This is a genomic window from Paraplanobispora siamensis (assembly GCF_016863175.1).
GTDB lineage: Bacteria > Actinomycetota > Actinomycetes > Streptosporangiales > Streptosporangiaceae > Planobispora > Planobispora siamensis.
Genome location: NZ_BOOJ01000005.1, coordinates 21,606 through 37,965 on the forward strand (window position 1 = coordinate 21,606; position 16,360 = coordinate 37,965).

13 protein-coding genes are annotated in these 16,360 nt (G+C 72.8%); 10 read left to right on the top strand and 3 right to left on the bottom strand.

Annotated elements, in window-relative coordinates; translation table 11 throughout:
* Positions 1 to 5 precede the first annotated feature (5 nt).
* The 3 genes from Psi01_RS01610 (at position 6) to Psi01_RS01620 (ending at position 3,040) form a co-directional block, all read left to right on the top strand.
* A complete protein-coding gene (locus tag Psi01_RS01610; RefSeq protein WP_204062094.1) occupies positions 6 to 956 on the top strand; it encodes a permease-like cell division protein FtsX in 951 nt (316 codons plus the stop codon).
* A gap of 68 nt (positions 957 to 1,024) precedes the next feature.
* Positions 1,025 to 1,954: a glycosyltransferase family 2 protein gene (locus tag Psi01_RS01615; protein ID WP_204062095.1), complete on the top strand. Its 930-nt coding sequence runs from the start codon at positions 1,025 to 1,027 to the stop codon at positions 1,952 to 1,954.
* 3 nt (positions 1,955 to 1,957) lie between these two features.
* The gene (locus Psi01_RS01620; protein ID WP_204062096.1) at positions 1,958 to 3,040 is read left to right on the top strand and encodes a glycosyltransferase family 4 protein; all 1,083 of its coding nucleotides are present in this window, start codon (positions 1,958 to 1,960) and stop codon (positions 3,038 to 3,040) included.
* On the opposite strand, the gene Psi01_RS01625 is transcribed toward Psi01_RS01620, so the two are convergent.
* Positions 2,986 to 3,936 (bottom strand): lysylphosphatidylglycerol synthase transmembrane domain-containing protein, encoded by a 951-nt coding sequence (locus Psi01_RS01625; RefSeq protein ID WP_204062097.1) that lies wholly within the window; start codon positions 3,934 to 3,936, stop codon positions 2,986 to 2,988. The genes Psi01_RS01620 and Psi01_RS01625 overlap by 55 nt on opposite strands.
* Before the next feature lie 67 nt (positions 3,937 to 4,003).
* On the opposite strand from Psi01_RS01625, the gene Psi01_RS01630 reads away from it, so the two are divergent.
* From Psi01_RS01630 to Psi01_RS01660, 7 genes are all read left to right on the top strand, one after another.
* Entirely contained in the window at positions 4,004 to 4,843 is an 840-nt protein-coding gene (locus tag Psi01_RS01630) for a class I SAM-dependent methyltransferase (protein ID WP_204062098.1), read from the top strand.
* On the top strand, positions 4,840 to 5,778 hold the full coding sequence (locus tag Psi01_RS01635) for a lysylphosphatidylglycerol synthase domain-containing protein (protein WP_204062099.1): 939 nt from the start codon (positions 4,840 to 4,842) through the stop codon (positions 5,776 to 5,778). Before Psi01_RS01630 ends, Psi01_RS01635 begins: the two co-directional genes overlap by 4 nt.
* A gap of 90 nt (positions 5,779 to 5,868) precedes the next feature.
* Positions 5,869 to 6,993, top strand: coding sequence for a glycosyltransferase family 4 protein (locus Psi01_RS01640; protein ID WP_239126933.1), 1,125 nt, complete (start codon positions 5,869 to 5,871; stop codon positions 6,991 to 6,993).
* Positions 6,994 to 7,007: 14 nt separating this feature from the next.
* Positions 7,008 to 8,102: a mannose-1-phosphate guanylyltransferase gene (manB, locus tag Psi01_RS01645; protein WP_204062100.1), complete on the top strand. Its 1,095-nt coding sequence runs from the start codon at positions 7,008 to 7,010 to the stop codon at positions 8,100 to 8,102.
* 10 nt (positions 8,103 to 8,112) lie between these two features.
* A complete protein-coding gene (locus Psi01_RS01650; RefSeq protein WP_239126934.1) occupies positions 8,113 to 9,042 on the top strand; it encodes a DNA-3-methyladenine glycosylase family protein in 930 nt (309 codons plus the stop codon).
* A gap of 281 nt (positions 9,043 to 9,323) precedes the next feature.
* Positions 9,324 to 11,918: a bifunctional FO biosynthesis protein CofGH gene (locus tag Psi01_RS01655; protein WP_204062101.1), complete on the top strand. Its 2,595-nt coding sequence runs from the start codon at positions 9,324 to 9,326 to the stop codon at positions 11,916 to 11,918.
* 132 nt (positions 11,919 to 12,050) lie between these two features.
* The gene (locus Psi01_RS01660; RefSeq protein WP_239126935.1) at positions 12,051 to 13,751 is read left to right on the top strand and encodes a substrate-binding and VWA domain-containing protein; all 1,701 of its coding nucleotides are present in this window, start codon (positions 12,051 to 12,053) and stop codon (positions 13,749 to 13,751) included.
* Positions 13,752 to 13,982: 231 nt separating this feature from the next.
* Here Psi01_RS01660 and Psi01_RS01665 read toward each other — a convergent pair whose 3' ends face one another.
* Entirely contained in the window at positions 13,983 to 15,305 is a 1,323-nt protein-coding gene (locus Psi01_RS01665) for a coenzyme F420-0:L-glutamate ligase (protein ID WP_204062103.1), read from the bottom strand.
* Positions 15,302 to 16,270: a 2-phospho-L-lactate transferase gene (gene cofD / locus Psi01_RS01670; protein ID WP_204062104.1), complete on the bottom strand. Its 969-nt coding sequence runs from the start codon at positions 16,268 to 16,270 to the stop codon at positions 15,302 to 15,304. The genes Psi01_RS01665 and cofD overlap by 4 nt, the downstream gene beginning before the upstream one ends.
* Between the last annotated feature and the right edge of the window lie 90 nt (positions 16,271 to 16,360).

Below are 16,360 nucleotides of genomic sequence, written 5' to 3' on the forward strand. Positions count from 1 at the left end.
GTCGCATGTCCTTCCCCGATCACGACGAGTCGTCCTCGCGGAACGAGGAGCTCTCCTTCGGCGGCGGCGACCCGGACCGGGAGCCGCGGTTGCGGGCGTGGTCGAGGGCGCACCCCCGGCTGGTGGCGGTCTGCGTCGCGGCGGCGGTGCTGCTGGCGGCGGGCGGGGCCGGGGGCTGGTATCTCCACCGGCGTTCCCAGGAGCCGTCGCCCCCGCCGGCGGTGGCCTTTCCCGAGCAGACGCGGTTCACGGTGCTGCTGTGCAGCGGGTACGGCCCGGGGGAGGGCCTGTGCCCCGGCCGGAGGAAGGCCGACGAGGCCGAGCACCTGGCGGTGGCGGCGCGCATGAGGGCGATGCCCGAGCTGGCCGGGGTCGCCTATGTGAGCGAGGAGGACAACCGCAGGGAGACGCTCGCCCTGTACGCCGCCAGGGGCGAGCCGCAGGAGACGGAGGGGGTGGCCTTCACCGCCCATCTCCGGGGCACGTTGCGCCGGAGCGGCGACTTCGCCGCGGTGGTCGCGAAGATAACGGCGTTCCCCGAGGTCAAGAGGGTGATCCGGGTGCCCGTGGACTTCTGGGCGGGGAAGGCGGACGTCGCGGTCCATCTTTGCGCGGCGGCGGACGCGCCGAGGGAGGAGTGCACGGAGAACCGCTCCGGCGGGATCGCGGGGGCCGCGACCGGGGCGGAGAAGGAGGCGGTCCTCGACCGGCTCAGGGAGCTGCCCGGAGTCGAGACGGTCTATCTGCAGGACCGCGATCACCTGGCCCGGCTGCTGGGGCACTACGGGCCGAGGCTCCCGGAGCGGGACCAGCCCGTCCAGCCGGACCAGCTGTATGAGACCTTCTATGTGAAGCTCTTCCGCCCGGCCGGGCCCGCCGGGACGGCGGAGATGGTCAGGGCGCTGGAGCCCCTGCCCGGCGTGCGCGAGGTGACCCCCGTCCGGGACGACCGGTAGCCCTCGCGGGCGGCCGAACCCGATGATGTGGGTACGGTCGCGAGCTGGGCAGAGTATCCTCGCCCGTCGTGAGCACGCCCGAGACCCCCGAGAGTGGATCAGCTGTGGACGCAACGCCGTACGTCACGATCGTCCTGCCCTGTTACAACGAGCAGGACCACGTCATCGACGAGGTCGAGCGCATCTGCCGGGCCATGGACGAAAGCGGCTACACCTACGAGCTCGTGGCCGTGGACGACTGCTCCACCGACCAGACCCTCGCCCGCCTGCAGGAGGCGGCGCCGCGCTTCCCGAACATGCGGATCAGGGCCTTCCACCGCAACGGCGGCTCGGGCACCGTGCGCAGGATCGGCACGCAGGAGGCGCTCGGCGAGATCGTCGTGTGGACCGACGCGGACATGACCTACCCGAACGAGCGCATCCCCGAGCTGGTCCAGATCCTGGAGAAGGACTCCACGATCGACCAGGTCGTGGGCGCGCGGACCACCGAGGAGGGCTCGCACAAGTTCCTGCGGGTCCCCGCCAAGTGGTTCATCCGCAAGGTCGCCGAGCGGCTGGCCGGGCAGAAGATCCCCGACCTCAACTCGGGCCTGCGGGCCTTCCGCAAGTCGGTCGCCAAGCCGTATCTGCGGCTGCTGCCGCCCGGCTTCTCCTGCGTCACGACGATCACGCTGTCGTTCCTGTCGAACCAGCACGACGTCTACTATCTGCCGATCGAGTACAGCAAGCGGGCGGGCAAGTCGAAGTTCAGCTTCGTCTCCGACGCCTACCGCTACATCCTGCAGGTGCTGCGGATGGTGATGTACTTCAACCCGCTCAAGGTCCTCATGCCCCCCGCGATCTGGCTGGTCGGCATCGGCATCGTCAAGGGGATCTACGACAACATCAAGAACCCGTTCTACCTGGCCAACAACACGATCATCATCTTCGTGACCGGCCTGCTGATCGGGTCCCTGGCCCTGCTGGCCGACCTCATCGTGCGCTCCAGGAGCGAGTGACCCATGCGGATCGCGATCATCGGGCCGACCTACCCGTACAAGGGCGGCGGGGCCGCGCACACCACCGAGCTGGCCCACCGCCTGGCGGCCGCCGGGCACGAGGTGGTCATCGAGTCGTGGAAGGCGCAGTACCCGTCGTTCCTGTATCCCGGGCAGCAGACGGTGGACAGCCCCGACGGCGAGCCGTACCCGCGCTCCTTCCGGCGGCTGGACTGGCGCCGCCCGGACGGCTGGGCCGAGTGCGGGCGCCGGCTGCGCACCGCCGACCTGGTGATCCTCGTGGTGCTCAGCCCGGTGCAGGTCCCGCCCTACCTCGGCATCCTGTACGGCCTGCGCCGCCGGACCCCGGTGGTGGCGCTGTGCCACAACGTGCTCCCGCACGAGCGCAAGCCGTACGACGCGCCGCTGATGAGGGCGCTGCTGCGCCGGGTGGACGGGGTGCTCGCGCACTCCGAGGAGCAGGCGGCGCTGGCCCGCGAGCTGGCGCCCGCGCCGGTGACGGTGGCGCAGATGGCCCCCCATCTGCCGGCCAGGGCCGCGACGCGGACCCTGCCGCTGGGGGCGCGGGGCCGGTTGCTGTTCTTCGGGCTGGTCCGCCCGTACAAGGGGCTCGACCTGCTGATCCGCGCACTGCCCCCGGGCGTCTCGCTGCGGGTGGCCGGGGAGTTCTGGGGCGGCCTGGAGGAGACGAAGGCGCTGATCGCCCAGCTGGGCCTGACCGGGCGGGTGGAGCTGCGGCCGGGCTACGTCGCCGCCGAGGACGTGCCGGGACTGTTCGAGGACGTGGACGCGCTGGTGCTGCCCTACCGGAGCGGCACGGCCAGCCAGCAGGTGTGGCTCGGTCACGAGCAGGGCGTCCCGGTGATCGCCACCCGGGTCGGCACGCTCGGCGACCACGTCACCGACGGCGTGGACGGGCTGCTGGTCGAGCCGGGGTCGGTGGAGGCGCTGCGCGCGGCGCTGACGCGCTTCTACGAGCCGGGCGAGCCCGAGCGGCTGCGCGCCGGGGTCAAGGCCGTGGACCCCGAGCCCTACTGGGCGGCGTACGTCGAGGCGCTGCTGGCGGCCGGCTCGACCGGGCGCTGACGGCGGCCCAGCAGGAAGCCGATCCCGGCCCAGGCCACGTCGGTGAAGGTGAAGGCCAGCCGGGAGATCACGGCGGCGACGAGGGCGTTGGCCGTGCCGATCGTCGGCGCGAGGACCAGGACCATCGCGCCCTCGCGCACGCCCACCCCGGCCGGGATGAACGCGAACAGCAGGCCGGTGGCCCAGGCGAAGGCGTAGGCTCCGGCGCCGAGCAGATAGAGCGAGAAGTCACCGGTCAGGTCGCCCAGGACCAGCCACAGGTGCAGGCCGTACACCAGCCAGCCGGTGATCGTCCACGCCGTGACCTCCAGCAGGGTCCGGCCGGAGAGCACCTCGTCGAAGGGCTCCCGGCGGGCGAGCCGCAGCGCCAGGTTCAGCCCCCAGGTGAGGATCCGCGGGTGCAGGCAGACCAGGATCACCGGGATGATCAGCGCGAGGTACCACGTCTCCTCGGCCACGTCCCGGGCGGTGAACGGGAGTGTGGCGGCGGCCAGGCCGACCGCGCAGCCCAGCGAGATCACCAGGCCGATCGAGGTGCCGCCGAAGGTGCGCCGGGGCGGGCAGCCGTGGTCGCGGCCCAGCTCCATCATCGCGGCGTAGGCCCAGACCGACCCGGGGACGTACTTGCCGAGCTGGCCGACGAACAGCACGCGGGCGGCGGCGCGCAGCGGGAAGGCGGAGCCCAGTCCGGCCAGGCCCCGCTGCCAGGCGATCATCATGATCCCGGCCCCGGCCATCACGACGGCGAAGGCCCCGGTCACCGACCACCAGGACAGCCGGGTGAGCGCGGAGACGGTGTCGTCCCAGTTACGGGCCAGGCCGTAGCCCACGAAGGCCAGCGCGACCAGCGCCAGCAGAACGCGGAGCAGGCGGCTCGATCGCAGACGGCTGAGCATTGGCCAAGACTACGACGTTGACATTACTCGGCGGTAGGGTTCGGCCGCGCCGGTAGCCTAGGGCCCCGTGAGCACGAAACGAGTGGCGCAGCTTGAGTACTCCGAGTTCCAGGCGGCGATGCTGGACGAGGACAAGCGCCGCAGGAAGGCCGCGAAGATCGTGGCCGTGCTCGGCCACTTCCTCGGCCGGGACGAAGGTGTCCTGAAGGGGCTGACCGTCGCCGACATCGGCTGCTCGGCCGGGTTCATCGCCGACGAGCTGGCGAACGCGGGCGCGGCCCGCACCTTCGGCGTGGACATCGACGTGCCCGGCCTGCGCAAGGCGTCGGCGCGCTTCGGCGAGCGGGTGACGTTCGTGTGCGCCGACGGCACCGCGCTGCCCTTCCCCGACGGCTCGATCGACGTGCTGGTCTTCAACCACATCTACGAGCACGTGGTCGACCCCGACGCGATCATGGCCGAGATGCATCGGGTGCTCAGTGACGAGGGCGTGCTCTACCTGGGGCTGGGCAACCGGCTGGGGGTCATGGAGCCGCACTACAGGCTCCCGTTCCTGTCCTACCTGCCGCCCGCCCTGGCCGACCGCTACGTCCGTCTCTTCGGCCGGGCCGACAGCTACTACGAGCGCTACCGCACCCGGCGCGGGCTGCGGAGGATGGCCCGGGGCTTCCGGGTGTGGGACTACACCTTCCCGGTGCTGGCCACCCCGGCGGCCTTCGCCGGGTCGGAGCTGTTCCCGGGGGCGGCCGGCCGCGCCGCCGAGGGCGTGCTGTCCCGGCTGCCGCGCGCGGTGCTGCGCGCGCTGCTGCCGGTGGTGCCGACCTACCTGTGGGTGGCGACCAAGAGCGCCCGCCGCCCGGCCGGCCCCCGCCTGCCCCAGCCCCCCGACCCCGTCCAGACCCTGTGAAGCGGCTGGTCCGCCTCGCGTTCCTGCTGGTGGCCCTGGGCTTCGGGGCGTGGGCGGTGGCGAGCCAGTGGGACGCCGTGCGCGCCGGGTTCGCCCGGCTGTCGTGGTCGTCGCTCACGCTGTCCCTGCTCGCGGTCGTCGCGGCGCTGGGCGGCGGGATGATGACGTGGCGGTCGCTGCTGGCCGACCTCGGCTCGCCGCTGCCGCTGCGGCCCGCGGCCAAGGTCTTCTTCGTCGGCCAGCTCGGCAAGTACATCCCCGGCTCCCTGTGGCCGGTGCTCGCCCAGATGGAGATGGGCCGCGAGCTGGGCGTCCCCCGCCCGCGCAGCGCCGCGGCGTTCTTCCTGACGATGCCGGTCCAGCTCGGCAGCGGGCTGCTGGTCTCGGCGGTGACGCTGCTGGCCGCCCGGCCGGGCGCCGCGGCGCCGTACGCCTGGATGTTCCTGCTGATCCCGGTGCTCGCGGTGGCGTTCGAGCCCCGCGTGATCAACGCGGTCATCGGGTTCGGGCTGCGGAAACTGGGCCGCGCGCCGCTGGAGCGCCCGCTGACCCGCCGGGGCATGCTGGCCGCCCTGGGCTGGGCGCTGTCGGGGTGGATCGCCTACGGCCTGCACCTGGCCGCGATCGTCCACCAGCTCGGCCCCTCGGGCGCCTCGGCGGTGGTGTTCTGCATCGGGGCGTTCGCGCTGTCCTGGTGCCTGGGGATCATGACGTTCGTGGTCCCGGCCGGGGCGGGGGTGCGCGAGGTGGCCATGGTGGCCGTGCTGGCGCCCCTGATGGACCGCGGGTCCGCCATCGCGGCGGCCCTCTGCTCACGCGTCGTGATCATCCTGGGCGACCTCGTCTGCGCGGGCGCGGCGGGACTGGCGGCCCGGCGCGGCACCGTCGTCGGGGACGACGCCGGGAACGATGCGATCCCGGGAAAAGCAGTGTGATTCGTCTCACGCTTCGGGGGATTCTGGCAATAGGGTGAATCGCAGAGGGGACTGCCGGTCCCGCGTGCTCGTTGAGGGGAGCGATCCTTCGTGACGCCTCGTGTGCTCGTCGACGCGGCCGCCGTCCCGGCTGATCGCGGCGCACTGATCAGATACGTCGACGGGCTCCTGGCCGCGCTCGCCCGCGCCGGGGCCGATCTGGCCATCGTGTGCCAGCGCGCCGACGCCGAGCGGTACGCCCGGCTGGCGCCCTCCGCCCGCATCATGTCGGGCCCTCCGGCGATCACCAACCGGGCCGCCCGGCTGGCCTGGGAGCAGACCGGGGTCCCGGTCCTCGCCCAGCAGGCCGGCGCCGACGTGATCCACGCCCCCTACTACTCGATCCCCCTGCGCTCCGGCGTGCCGACCGTGGTGACCGTGCACGACGTCACCTGGTTCACCGACCCCTCCCAGCACAGCTCGGTCAAGGCCTCGTTCTTCCGCAGCGCCACCCGCAGCTCCGTACGGCGCGCCTCCCGGGTGATCGTCCCGTCCAAGGCGACCAGGGACGAGCTGGTGCGGGTGCTCGGGGCCGACCCCACCCGGATCGACGTCGCCTACCACGGCGTGGACCCGGCGCTGTTCCACCGGCCCACCCCGCAGGAGATCGACCACGTGGCCGACCGGCTCGGCCTGCACGGCACGCCGTACGTCGCCTTCCTGGGCGCGCTGGAGCCGCGCAAGAACGTGCCGAACCTGATCCGGGGCTTCGCCAGGGCGGTGGAGGACATCGAGGAGCCGCCCGCGCTGGTGCTCGGCGGCGGGATCCACGACGCCGACGTGGACGCCGCGGTCGAGGAGGTGTCCTCTGCGGTGCGCGTGGTCAGGCCCGGCTACCTACCCTTCGGCGACCTGTCGGGCTTCCTCGGCGGGGCGCTCGTGGTGGCCTTCCCCTCGCGCGGGGAGGGCTTCGGGCTGCCGGTCCTGGAGGCCATGGCCTGCGGCGCCCCGGTGCTCACCACCTACAGGGCCTCGCTTCCCGAGGTGGGCGGCGACGCGGTGGCCTACACCGAGCCCGACGCGGCCGGCATCGCCGAGGCGCTGCGCGAGCTGCTGGCCTCGCCCGAGCGCAGGCAGACGCTCTCGGCGGCGGGGATGGCCCGCGCCAGAGAGTTCACCTGGGAGACATCGGCGGAGGCGCACATGCTCGCCTACCAGCGAGCCGCCGAAGAGTGAGCTAACCTCGCGGGATGACGGAGACCTCTTTGCCGGAGCTGGAGGCGATCCTCCTCGTCGGCGGGCGGGGAACGCGCCTGCGTCCGCTCACTCTCGGCACGCCCAAGCCGTTGCTGCCCACGGCGGGAGTGCCCTTCCTCGCCCACCAGCTCGCGCAGGCCCGGCAGGCGGGCGTGCGGCGGATCGTGTTCGCCACGTCCTACCGGGCTGAGATGTTCAGTGAGGCCTTCGGCGACGGCTCGGCCTTCGGCCTGACCCTCGAGTACATGACGGAGGAGACCCCGCTGGGCACCGGCGGCGCGATCCGCAACGCGGCGCAGGCGCTGACCTGCGCGCCGGACGCGCCGGTGCTGGTGCTCAACGGCGACATCCTGTCGGGGCACGACATGGCCGACCAGGTGGCCCGGCACATCGCCCGGCGGGCGGCCGTCACCCTGCACCTGACCGAGGTCGAGGACCCCTCGCGGTTCGGCTGCGTGCCGACCGACGACGAGGGCCGGGTGACCGCCTTCCTGGAGAAGACGCCCAACCCGGTCACCAACCGGATCAACGCCGGCTGCTACGTCTTCACCCGCTCGGTCATCGACACGATCCCGGAGGGCGAGGTCGTCTCGGTCGAGCGGGAGACCTTCCCCGGGCTGATCGAGTCCGGCGCCCTGGTGCTCGGCTACCCCGACTCCGCCTACTGGCTCGACGTGGGCACCCCGGCGGCCTTCGTCAAGGGCTCGCGCGACCTGGTCCTGGGCCGTCTGACCTCGCCGGCCCTGCCGGGGCCCGTGGGCGAGCTGCTGGCCCTGCCCGGCGCCATGATCTCGCCTGAGGCCAAGGTCGACGGGGGGACGACGATCGGCGCCCGCGCGGTCGTCGAGTCCGGCGCGCAGGTCAATGGGAGCGTGCTCGGCGACGACAGCGTGGTCTGCTCCGGGGCGACGGTGACCGACTCGGTCGTCGGGCCCGGCGCCCGCATCGCCTCCGGCGCCGTCCTGCGCGATGCGGTGGTCGGCGACGGGGCGGTGGTCGGGCCGGGCAACGAGCTCCTGGCGGGCAGCCGCCTCTGGCCGGGCGTCACGCTCCCCGAGCGCGCGATCCGCTTCTCCAGCGACGTCTGAGAGCGAGAAGGTGGACCTGCGCCGCGTCGCGGCCCCGCCGCGCGTGAGGCAGCGCCGCTGGCGGCCGCCGGGCCCGCTCGACCTGGAGCTCACTTTGCGGCCGCACCGGCGCGGGAACGCGGATCCCACCTGGCGCAAGGCCCCGGACGGGGCGATCTGGCGCACCTGCCGGACCCCCGACGGGCCGGGGACCCTGCGGATCGGCCGGGACGGCGCGCAGGTGCTGGGTCTCGCCTGGGGTGCGGGTGCGCAGTGGCTGCTGGAGACGCTTCCGGCGCTGCTGGGCGCCGACGACGACGTCTCGGGGTTCGTGCCGGGGCACGCGGTGGTGCGCGAGGCGGCCGTGCGGCACGCGGGGCTCAGGATCGGGCGGACCTCACGGGTGCTGGAGGCGCTGGTCCCCGCGGTGCTGGAGCAGAAAGTCGTGACCGCCGAGGCTCGCCGGGCGTGGCGGTGGCTGCTGGCCCGCTACGGCGAGCCCGCCCCGGGACCGGCTCCCGAGGGCATGCGGGTCTTCCCCGAGCCCGAGGTGTGGTGGTCGATCCCGTCGTGGGACTGGCACCGGGCCGGGGCGGAGGCCGTACGGGCCAGGACGATCGCCAACGCGGCGCGGCACGCCGCGAAACTGGAGGACGCCGGGGGCAGCGCACGGGCGGACCTGCTGCTGCGGGCGCTGCCCGGCATCGGGGTCTGGACGTCGGCGGAGGTGCGCCAGCGCTCGCACGGTGATCCCGACGCCCTGTCGGTGGGCGACTTCCACCTGCCGTCGCTGGTCGGCTGGTCGCTGGCCGGGCGGCGGACCGACGACGCGGGGATGCTGCGGCTGCTGGCTCCCTACCGGGGGCACCGCCACCGGGTCAGCCGACTACTGGCGTTGGCCGGTGGGCGGCCGCCCGCTCGCGGGCCGCGAATGCCGGCACGCGACTATCGCGCGTTCTGACCTCGTAGGGGTCGGGCTCGGAGCGTTGCCAGTCACGACCGTCGCGCGTGTCCGCCCCGATCAGCGGGGCGAGGGCGGCGATGGCGAACAGGGCGAGGATGAACCAGATCATTTCCGTCTCCTGGGGAGTGGTCCTGCGGTGTGCCTCTAATCTATGCAAGCGCAAGCATTTACGTCTATCGAGACTTTCTTCATAGATCAGTTTAGAGGCACTGAATACTCTGGGTCTGCACGGTAGACCCGGCTCGGGGGAAGGGCCCGCCGCGCCGTAGTGTGCGGGCATGAGCGTGAACCCCACCGATGCCGCGATGCGCCGGTCCCTGGCCCGGGCCCGCGACGGGAAGACCCTGGACCAGGCCGAGGCCGTCGTGCTGCTGCACGCGCGCGGCGACGACCTGCAGGCCCTGCTCGGCCATGCCGGGCGGGTCAGGGACGCCGGTCTGGAGGCCGCCGGGCGGCGCGGGATCATCACCTACAGCCGCAAGGTCTTCATCCCGCTGACCCGGCTGTGCCGCGACCGCTGCGGCTACTGCACCTTCGCCACCGCCCCGCACAAGCTCGACAGCGTGTTCATGGGCCCGGACGAGGTCCTGGAGATCGCCCGGCAGGGCGCGGCGATGGGCTGCAAGGAGGCGCTGTTCACGCTGGGCGACCGGCCCGAGGACCGCTGGCACCAGGCGCGGGAGTGGCTGGACGCGCACGGCTACGACGACACACTGTCCTATGTGCGGGCGATGGCCATCCGGGTGCTGGAGGAGACCGGGCTGCTGCCGCACCTCAACCCGGGGGTCATGACCTGGCGCGACCTGCAGCGCCTCAAGCCGGTCGCGCCCTCGATGGGCATGATGCTGGAGACGACCTCGCGGCGGCTGTTCGAGGAGAAGGGGCAGCCGCACTACGGCTCCCCGGACAAGGACCCCGCGGTACGGTTGCGCGTGCTGGAGGACGCGGGACGCTCCAACGTCCCCTTCACCAGCGGCATCCTGATCGGCATCGGCGAGACGGTCGAGGACCGGGCCGAGTCGCTGTTCGCGCTGCGGAAGGTGGCGCGGGAGTACGGCGGGCTCCAGGAGGTCATCGTCCAGAACTTCCGCGCCAAGCCGGACACCGCGATGCGCGGCATGCCGGACGCCGATCTGCAGGAGCTGGCCGCCACGATCGCGGTGGCCCGCCTGGTGCTGGGGCCGAAGGTGCGCCTGCAGGCCCCGCCGAACCTGGTCGACTCCGAGTACGACCTGATGATCCGGGCCGGGATCGACGACTGGGGCGGGGTCTCCCCGCTGACGCCCGACCACGTCAACCCCGAGCGCCCCTGGCCGCAGATCGAGGAGCTCGCCGCCCGCACGGCCGCATCCGGGTTCACGCTGCGGGAGCGCCTGACGATCTACCCGGAGTACGTGCTCGCCGGCGAGCCCTGGCTCGACCCCCGCCTGGGCGCCCACGTCGCGGCCCTGGCCGACCCCGCGACCGGCCTGGCCCGCGAGGACGCCGAGATCGTCGGCCGCCCATGGCAGGAGCCCGACGGCGGTTTCGCCTCCGCGGGCCGTACCGACCTGCACACGGCCGTCGACACCGAGGGCCGCACCGCCGACCGCCGCGACGACTTCGACCACGTCTACGGCGACTGGGAGGCCCTCAGGGAGCGCCTGCCCGCCGCCTCCGGGGTCGCTGTGCGGCTGGGGGAGGTCCGGGAGGCGCTGCGGCGGGCGGAGAGCGATCCGGCGGGGCTGACCGAGGAGCAGGCGCTGGTCCTGCTCGACCTCGCCGGGGACCAGAACGGCGCGGGGGCCGACGACGCGGCCCTGGACGAGTTGTGCAGGATCGCCGACGGCCTGCGCCGGGAGGCCGTGGGGGACGAGGTCACCTACGTCGTCAACCGGAACATCAACTTCACCAACGTCTGCTACACGGGCTGCCGGTTCTGCGCCTTCGCGCAGCGCCGTACCGACGCCGACGCCTACACCCTCTCCCTCGACCAGGTCGCCGACCGGGCCGAGGAGGGCTGGCTGGCCGGGGCGACCGAGGTGTGCATGCAGGGCGGCATCCACCCCGACATGCCCGGCAGCGCCTACTTCGACATCGCCAGGGCGGTCAAGGCGCGGGTGCCGCAGATGCACGTCCACGCGTTCTCCCCGATGGAGGTCGTCAACGGCGCCAGCCGGACGAACATGTCCATCGAGGACTGGCTGACCGCGGCCAGGGAGGCGGGCGTCGACTCGCTGCCCGGCACCGCGGCGGAGATCCTCGACGACGACGTGCGCTGGGTGCTGACCAAGGGCAAGCTGCCCGCCAAGGAGTGGGTGGAGATCATCTCGACCGCGCACCGGCTGGGCATCCCGACGACCTCCACGATGATGTACGGCCACGTGGACACCCACGCCCACTGGGTCCGGCACATCAGGCTCATCCGCCGCATCCAGGAGGAGACCGGCGGGTTCACCGAGTTCGTGCCGCTGCCGTTCGTGCACAACAGCGCGCCCATCTATCTCGCCGGCATCGCCCGCCCGGGGCCGACCGCGCGGGAGAACCGGGCGGTGCACGCGCTGGCCCGCATCCTGCTGCACGGCGCGATCGCCAACATCCAGTGCTCGTGGGTGAAGCTCCGTGACGACCTGTGCCGCCAGGTCCTGCAGGGCGGGGTCAACGACCTGGGCGGCACGCTCATGGAGGAGACGATCAGCCGGATGGCCGGCTCGGAGAACGGCTCGTTCAAGACGATCACCGACATCGCGGCGATGGTGGCCCCGACCGGGCGGCCGCTGCGGCAGCGGACGACCTCCTACGGCGTTCCGGACGCGGAGCGGCTGGCCGCCGCGGCGGCCAGTGACGGAGTTTGTCAAAGCGTGCGTAACTTCGTCCCGCTAGATCGTCTATAACATGTTCTATACAGACTTGCGCTGTGTAAGGGGTGGGTTGGGAGAATCGTCATTCCCCTGACGAGAGGTCCAAGCGTGTCCACCCCCGGTCGGCATCGCGTGGCCGTCGGCGCCGAACGGCGCCGTCGGCAGGTGCGCCAACGTCTCACCCTCGCCGCCGTCGCGCTCGTGGTCGCCCTGGCCGGGGCGGGAGTGCTGGCGCTCGACCGGGTGGGCGGGCCGTGCTCGGGAGGCGACCCCGTCCTGGTCGACGTCGCCGCCGCGGTGGACATCGCGCCCACCGCGATGGAGGCGGCCGAGCGCTTCAACGCCGCCAAGGCGGAGGTCGACGGCCGCTGCGTACTGGTACAGGTTACGGAACAGCCGCCGGCCACCGTGCTGCGGACGTTGATCGGCGACACCGCGGGCGTGTTGCCGGCCCGTCCCGACGGCTGGATCTCCGACTCCTCCGCCTGGATCCGGCTGGCCCGCAAGCAGGGCGCCGACGACCTGGCGGGCACCGAGACCGTGATGGCGACCTCGCCCCTGGTCTTCGCCACCCGCAAGTCCCTCGCCGACCGGTTCGCGGTCGGCGAGACCGACATGAACTGGCGGATGGTCTTCCCGGCCACCACCCGGGGCCGGATCCAGCCCAACGAGAACGAGCCCGACGTGGTCCGCGTCCCCGACCCCTCGCTCGCCGGGGCGGGCATCGCCACCGTGGCCGCGGCCAGGGACGTGGTCGGCACCGGCCCCGAGGCCGACCGGGCTCTCACCGCGTTCGTCCGCTGGGCGCAGGCGGGATCCGCGCCGGACTACCGGAGCATGCTCGAGGCGGTCGACGAGCGGTCCTTCTGGAAGCGGCCGGTCGTGATCGTCCCCGAGCAGTCGGTGTGGACCCACAACCGCGCCCCGTCCGCGGACCCGGTGGTCGCCCTCCACCCCCGCGAGGGCACCATCAACCTGGACTATCCCTACGTGGTCACCTCCGCGGACCCGGCCAAGGCGAGCGGGTCGCGGGCCTTCGCCGACTGGCTGCGCTCCGCCGAGACCCAGGACGCGGTACGGCGCGCCGGGTTCCGCTCGGCCGACGGCGCCCTGGGCCCCTACTCGCCCGGACCGGAGATCCCGACCACCTCGCCCCGCACCCGCCCGACCATCCTGCCCGCCACGATCGACGAGGCGCTGGAGGCGTGGAGCAGGCTGGCGCCGCCGACCAACATCCTGGTCCTGGCCGACACCTCCCGGCACATGGCCGAGCCGATCGAGGGGCAGAAGGGCAAGACGAAGCTGTCGGTCGCCCTCGACGCCGCCCGCCTGGGCCTGCAGCTGTTCCCCAACTCCACCCACATGGGCATGTGGGAGTTCGCCGACGGCAAGGGCTCCGGCGACCGGCGGGAGGAGGTGGAGATCGGCCCGATCACCGAGCCGGACGGCGGTCAGGTCATCCGGCGCAGCCGCCTGGATGAGCTCACCCGCACCCTGCGCGCCGACCCCAAGCGGTCCAGCTCACTCAACGACGCGATCCTCGCCGGGTTCCGCGAGGTGACCGGCGCCTACGACGAGAAGATGAACAACACCCTGCTGGTCATCACCGCGGGCAAGGACGACGGCAAGGGCATCTCCGACAGCGGGCTGCTGCAGGCGCTGCGCGACGAGTGGGACCCGCAGTATCCCGTCCAGATCGTCGTCCTGGCCTTCGGCCGCGACCTCGACCGGTCCTCCCTCGCCCAGGTCACCGCGGCCACCAACGGCTCCCTGCACGTCGCCCAGCAGCCCGGCGAGATCATCGACGTCTTCCTGTCCGCCCTGGCCCGCCGCCTGTGCCACCCCACCTGCCGCCGAGCCTCCTGACCCCCGGGCCTCCCGGGGAAGAACGACCGGTTGAGTACAGCGGAGCGACGGAGTTGAGCGGTGAGGCCGCGAAAGCCGACGACTTCGTCCGATCGGTCGACATCCACAACAGCTTCGCTGTGACGGTTCCCCGGCTTTTCCTCATGCCCGGCGATGTTACGCATGGCAGTTCGACGTCGACGGGCAGACTCTCACCCCGGTGACCTTCGCCGTGAGGCCGGACGCCGCACCTTAACGGGTGACGATGAAGTCGGCGGCCTTTCTGGGGGCGCGGTCGCGGGGCGGGGCCGCCGGGCGGCCGATGGCCACGGCGCCCATGGGGTCCCAGGCCGGGGGGAGGTCGAGGACCTCGCGGACCACGTCGCGGCAGAACATCGTGGAGGACACCCAGGCCGAGCCGAGGCCCTCCACCGCGAGCTGGACCAGGAAGTTCTGCACGCCCGCCCCCGTGGCGACCACGAACATCTCCCGCTCGGCGGCGTTGCGGCGGTCGTCGCGGTAGGTGTGCGAGCCCTCCATGACCAGGCAGGGGACGGCCAGGTAGGGGGCGTTGCGCAGCACGTCGCCGCGCCGGACCCGCTTGGCGATCGACTCCTCGGAGAAGCCGTCGCCGCGCAGGTCGGCGATCCACGCCTCGCGCATCGCGTCGAGCAGCTTCTCGCGGATCTCCGCCGACTCCAGCAGCACGAACCGCCACGGCGTCGTGTGGTGCGGGGCGGGCGCGGAGATCGCGGCCTCCACCGCGCGGCGGACCTTGGCCCCGTCGACCGGCTCGGGGGAGAACTCGCGGATGGTACGGCGGGCGAAGACCACGTCGCGCGAGCCGTACCGGAACATGTCCTCCTCGGACTGGCGGACCAGTTCGCGGATGCCCGGGCCGTCGTCCTCGGTGGTGTACTCGGCCATGCCCCGGATCACCGCCACCGGGGTCTGCGCCAGCTTGCCCTTGACGAGGTCTCCGGCCGCGGCGAACTCGTCGGCCACCGCGGTCAGGGTGACCTCCAGCGCGTTGCCGTGGTCGTCGGACAGGCCCCGGTAGTCGAGCATGGGGGGCACCCCGGCGACGCCGACGGCCATGTCGGTCTGGCCGTTGCGCCACGGGCGGCCGAAGGTGTCGGAGACGACCACCCCGACCGATACGCCGAGCGCGTCGCGGATGCCCGCGCGCAGCGCCCTGGCGGAGGCGTCGGGGTCGGCCGGGAGCAGGACGACGGTGCCCGGCTCGGTGTTGGAGGCGTCGACCCCGGCCGCGGCCATGACGAAGCCGTGGGAGGTCTCCGCGATCACCGTCTCGCCCCGCCGGGCCACGACCCGCACGGTCTCGTCCGCGACGGCCTCGGCGCGGGCCGTGTCCCGGCGGACGCGGCCCTCGGCCTTGCTGATGATCTTGGAGGTGACCACGAGGATGTCGCCGTCGTGCAGGTCCGGACGGGCCGCGGCGATCAGCGCGCCGAGGTCGTCGCCCTCGCGGACCTCGGGGATGCCGTCGATCGCGAAGACCTCGATGCGGACCTCGGCGGGGACGTCGGCCTGGAAACGCCGGATCCTGCTCATCGCGCCCCCTCCCCGGCCGGACCCCGCTGCTCCGAGAGCCGCACGGCGAGGTCGACGGCGGCGCGGGCGATGTCGGCCGCGGCCTCGGCGTCGTGCATGATCAGGGGGCGCGCCTCCACCAGGACGCCGTCGAGGTGCACCCCGGCGTCCTGTTCGGCGACCAGCCAGCCGTCGACCAGCGGCGAGCCGTACAGCTCCAGCACGGCCTGGGCGGTGGTCTCCACGCCGATCGCGGTCAGGCAGGCGTCGGCCATCCCGCGGACCGGGGCGCCGCCCACGATGGGGGAGACGCCGACGACGGTCTTGCGCTCCAGGGCCTCGCGGATGCCCTTGATCTGCAGGATCGTGCCGATGCTGACCACCGGGTTGGACGGCGGCAGGATCACGACGTCGGCCTCGTCGATCGCCTGCAGCACGCCCGGGGCGGGGCGGGCCTCGTCGGCGCCCACCAGGATGATCCGCTCGGCCGGGACCGCGGCGCGCAGCCGTACCCACCACTCCTGGAAGTGCACGGCCCGGCGGCCCTGCTCGTCATTGATCACGACGTGGGTCTCGGCCCGGTCGTCGCTCATCGGGATCAGCCGCACCCCCGGCTTCCACCGGTCGCACAGCGCGTCGGTGACCTGCGAGAGGGGGTATCCGGCGTCGAGCATCCGGGTGCGCACGATGTGGGTGGCGAAGTCGCGGTCGCCCAGGCCGAACCACTGCGGCTCCATCCCGTAGGCGGCGAGCTCCTCCTTGACGACGTGCGTCTCGTCGCTCCGGCCCCAGCCCTGCTCCTCGTTGATGCCGCCGCCCAGGGTGTACATCACCGTGTCGAGGTCGGGACAGACCCGCAGGCCGAACAGGGTGATGTCGTCACCGGTGTTGCCGATGACGGTGATCTCGGCGTCGGGGGACGCGGCGAGCAGGCCGCGCAGGAAACGGGCACCGCCGATTCCGCCGGCGAGGGACACGATGCGCATGGCGAACAGTCTTCCACCCCGGACGAGGGGCCCGGTCGAAGGGGGCGGGGCCCGGCCGGGGCCCATCTTTTCTCGATCGTTATGCGGGCC

Excerpts from the sequence above, each read along its gene's own strand:
- Psi01_RS01620 (WP_204062096.1), top strand. The coding sequence starts at position 1,958 with ATGCGGATCGCGATCATCGGGCCGACCTACCCGTACAAGGGCGGCGGG.
- Psi01_RS01655 (WP_204062101.1), top strand. The coding sequence starts at position 9,324 with ATGAGCGTGAACCCCACCGATGCCGCGATGCGCCGGTCCCTGGCCCGG.
- cofD (WP_204062104.1), bottom strand. The coding sequence starts at position 16,270 with ATGCGCATCGTGTCCCTCGCCGGCGGAATCGGCGGTGCCCGTTTCCTG.
- Psi01_RS01625 (WP_204062097.1), bottom strand. The coding sequence starts at position 3,936 with ATGCTCAGCCGTCTGCGATCGAGCCGCCTGCTCCGCGTTCTGCTGGCG.
- Psi01_RS01610 (WP_204062094.1), top strand. The coding sequence starts at position 6 with ATGTCCTTCCCCGATCACGACGAGTCGTCCTCGCGGAACGAGGAGCTC.
- manB (WP_204062100.1), top strand. The coding sequence starts at position 7,008 with ATGACGGAGACCTCTTTGCCGGAGCTGGAGGCGATCCTCCTCGTCGGC.
- Psi01_RS01665 (WP_204062103.1), bottom strand. The coding sequence starts at position 15,305 with ATGAGCAGGATCCGGCGTTTCCAGGCCGACGTCCCCGCCGAGGTCCGC.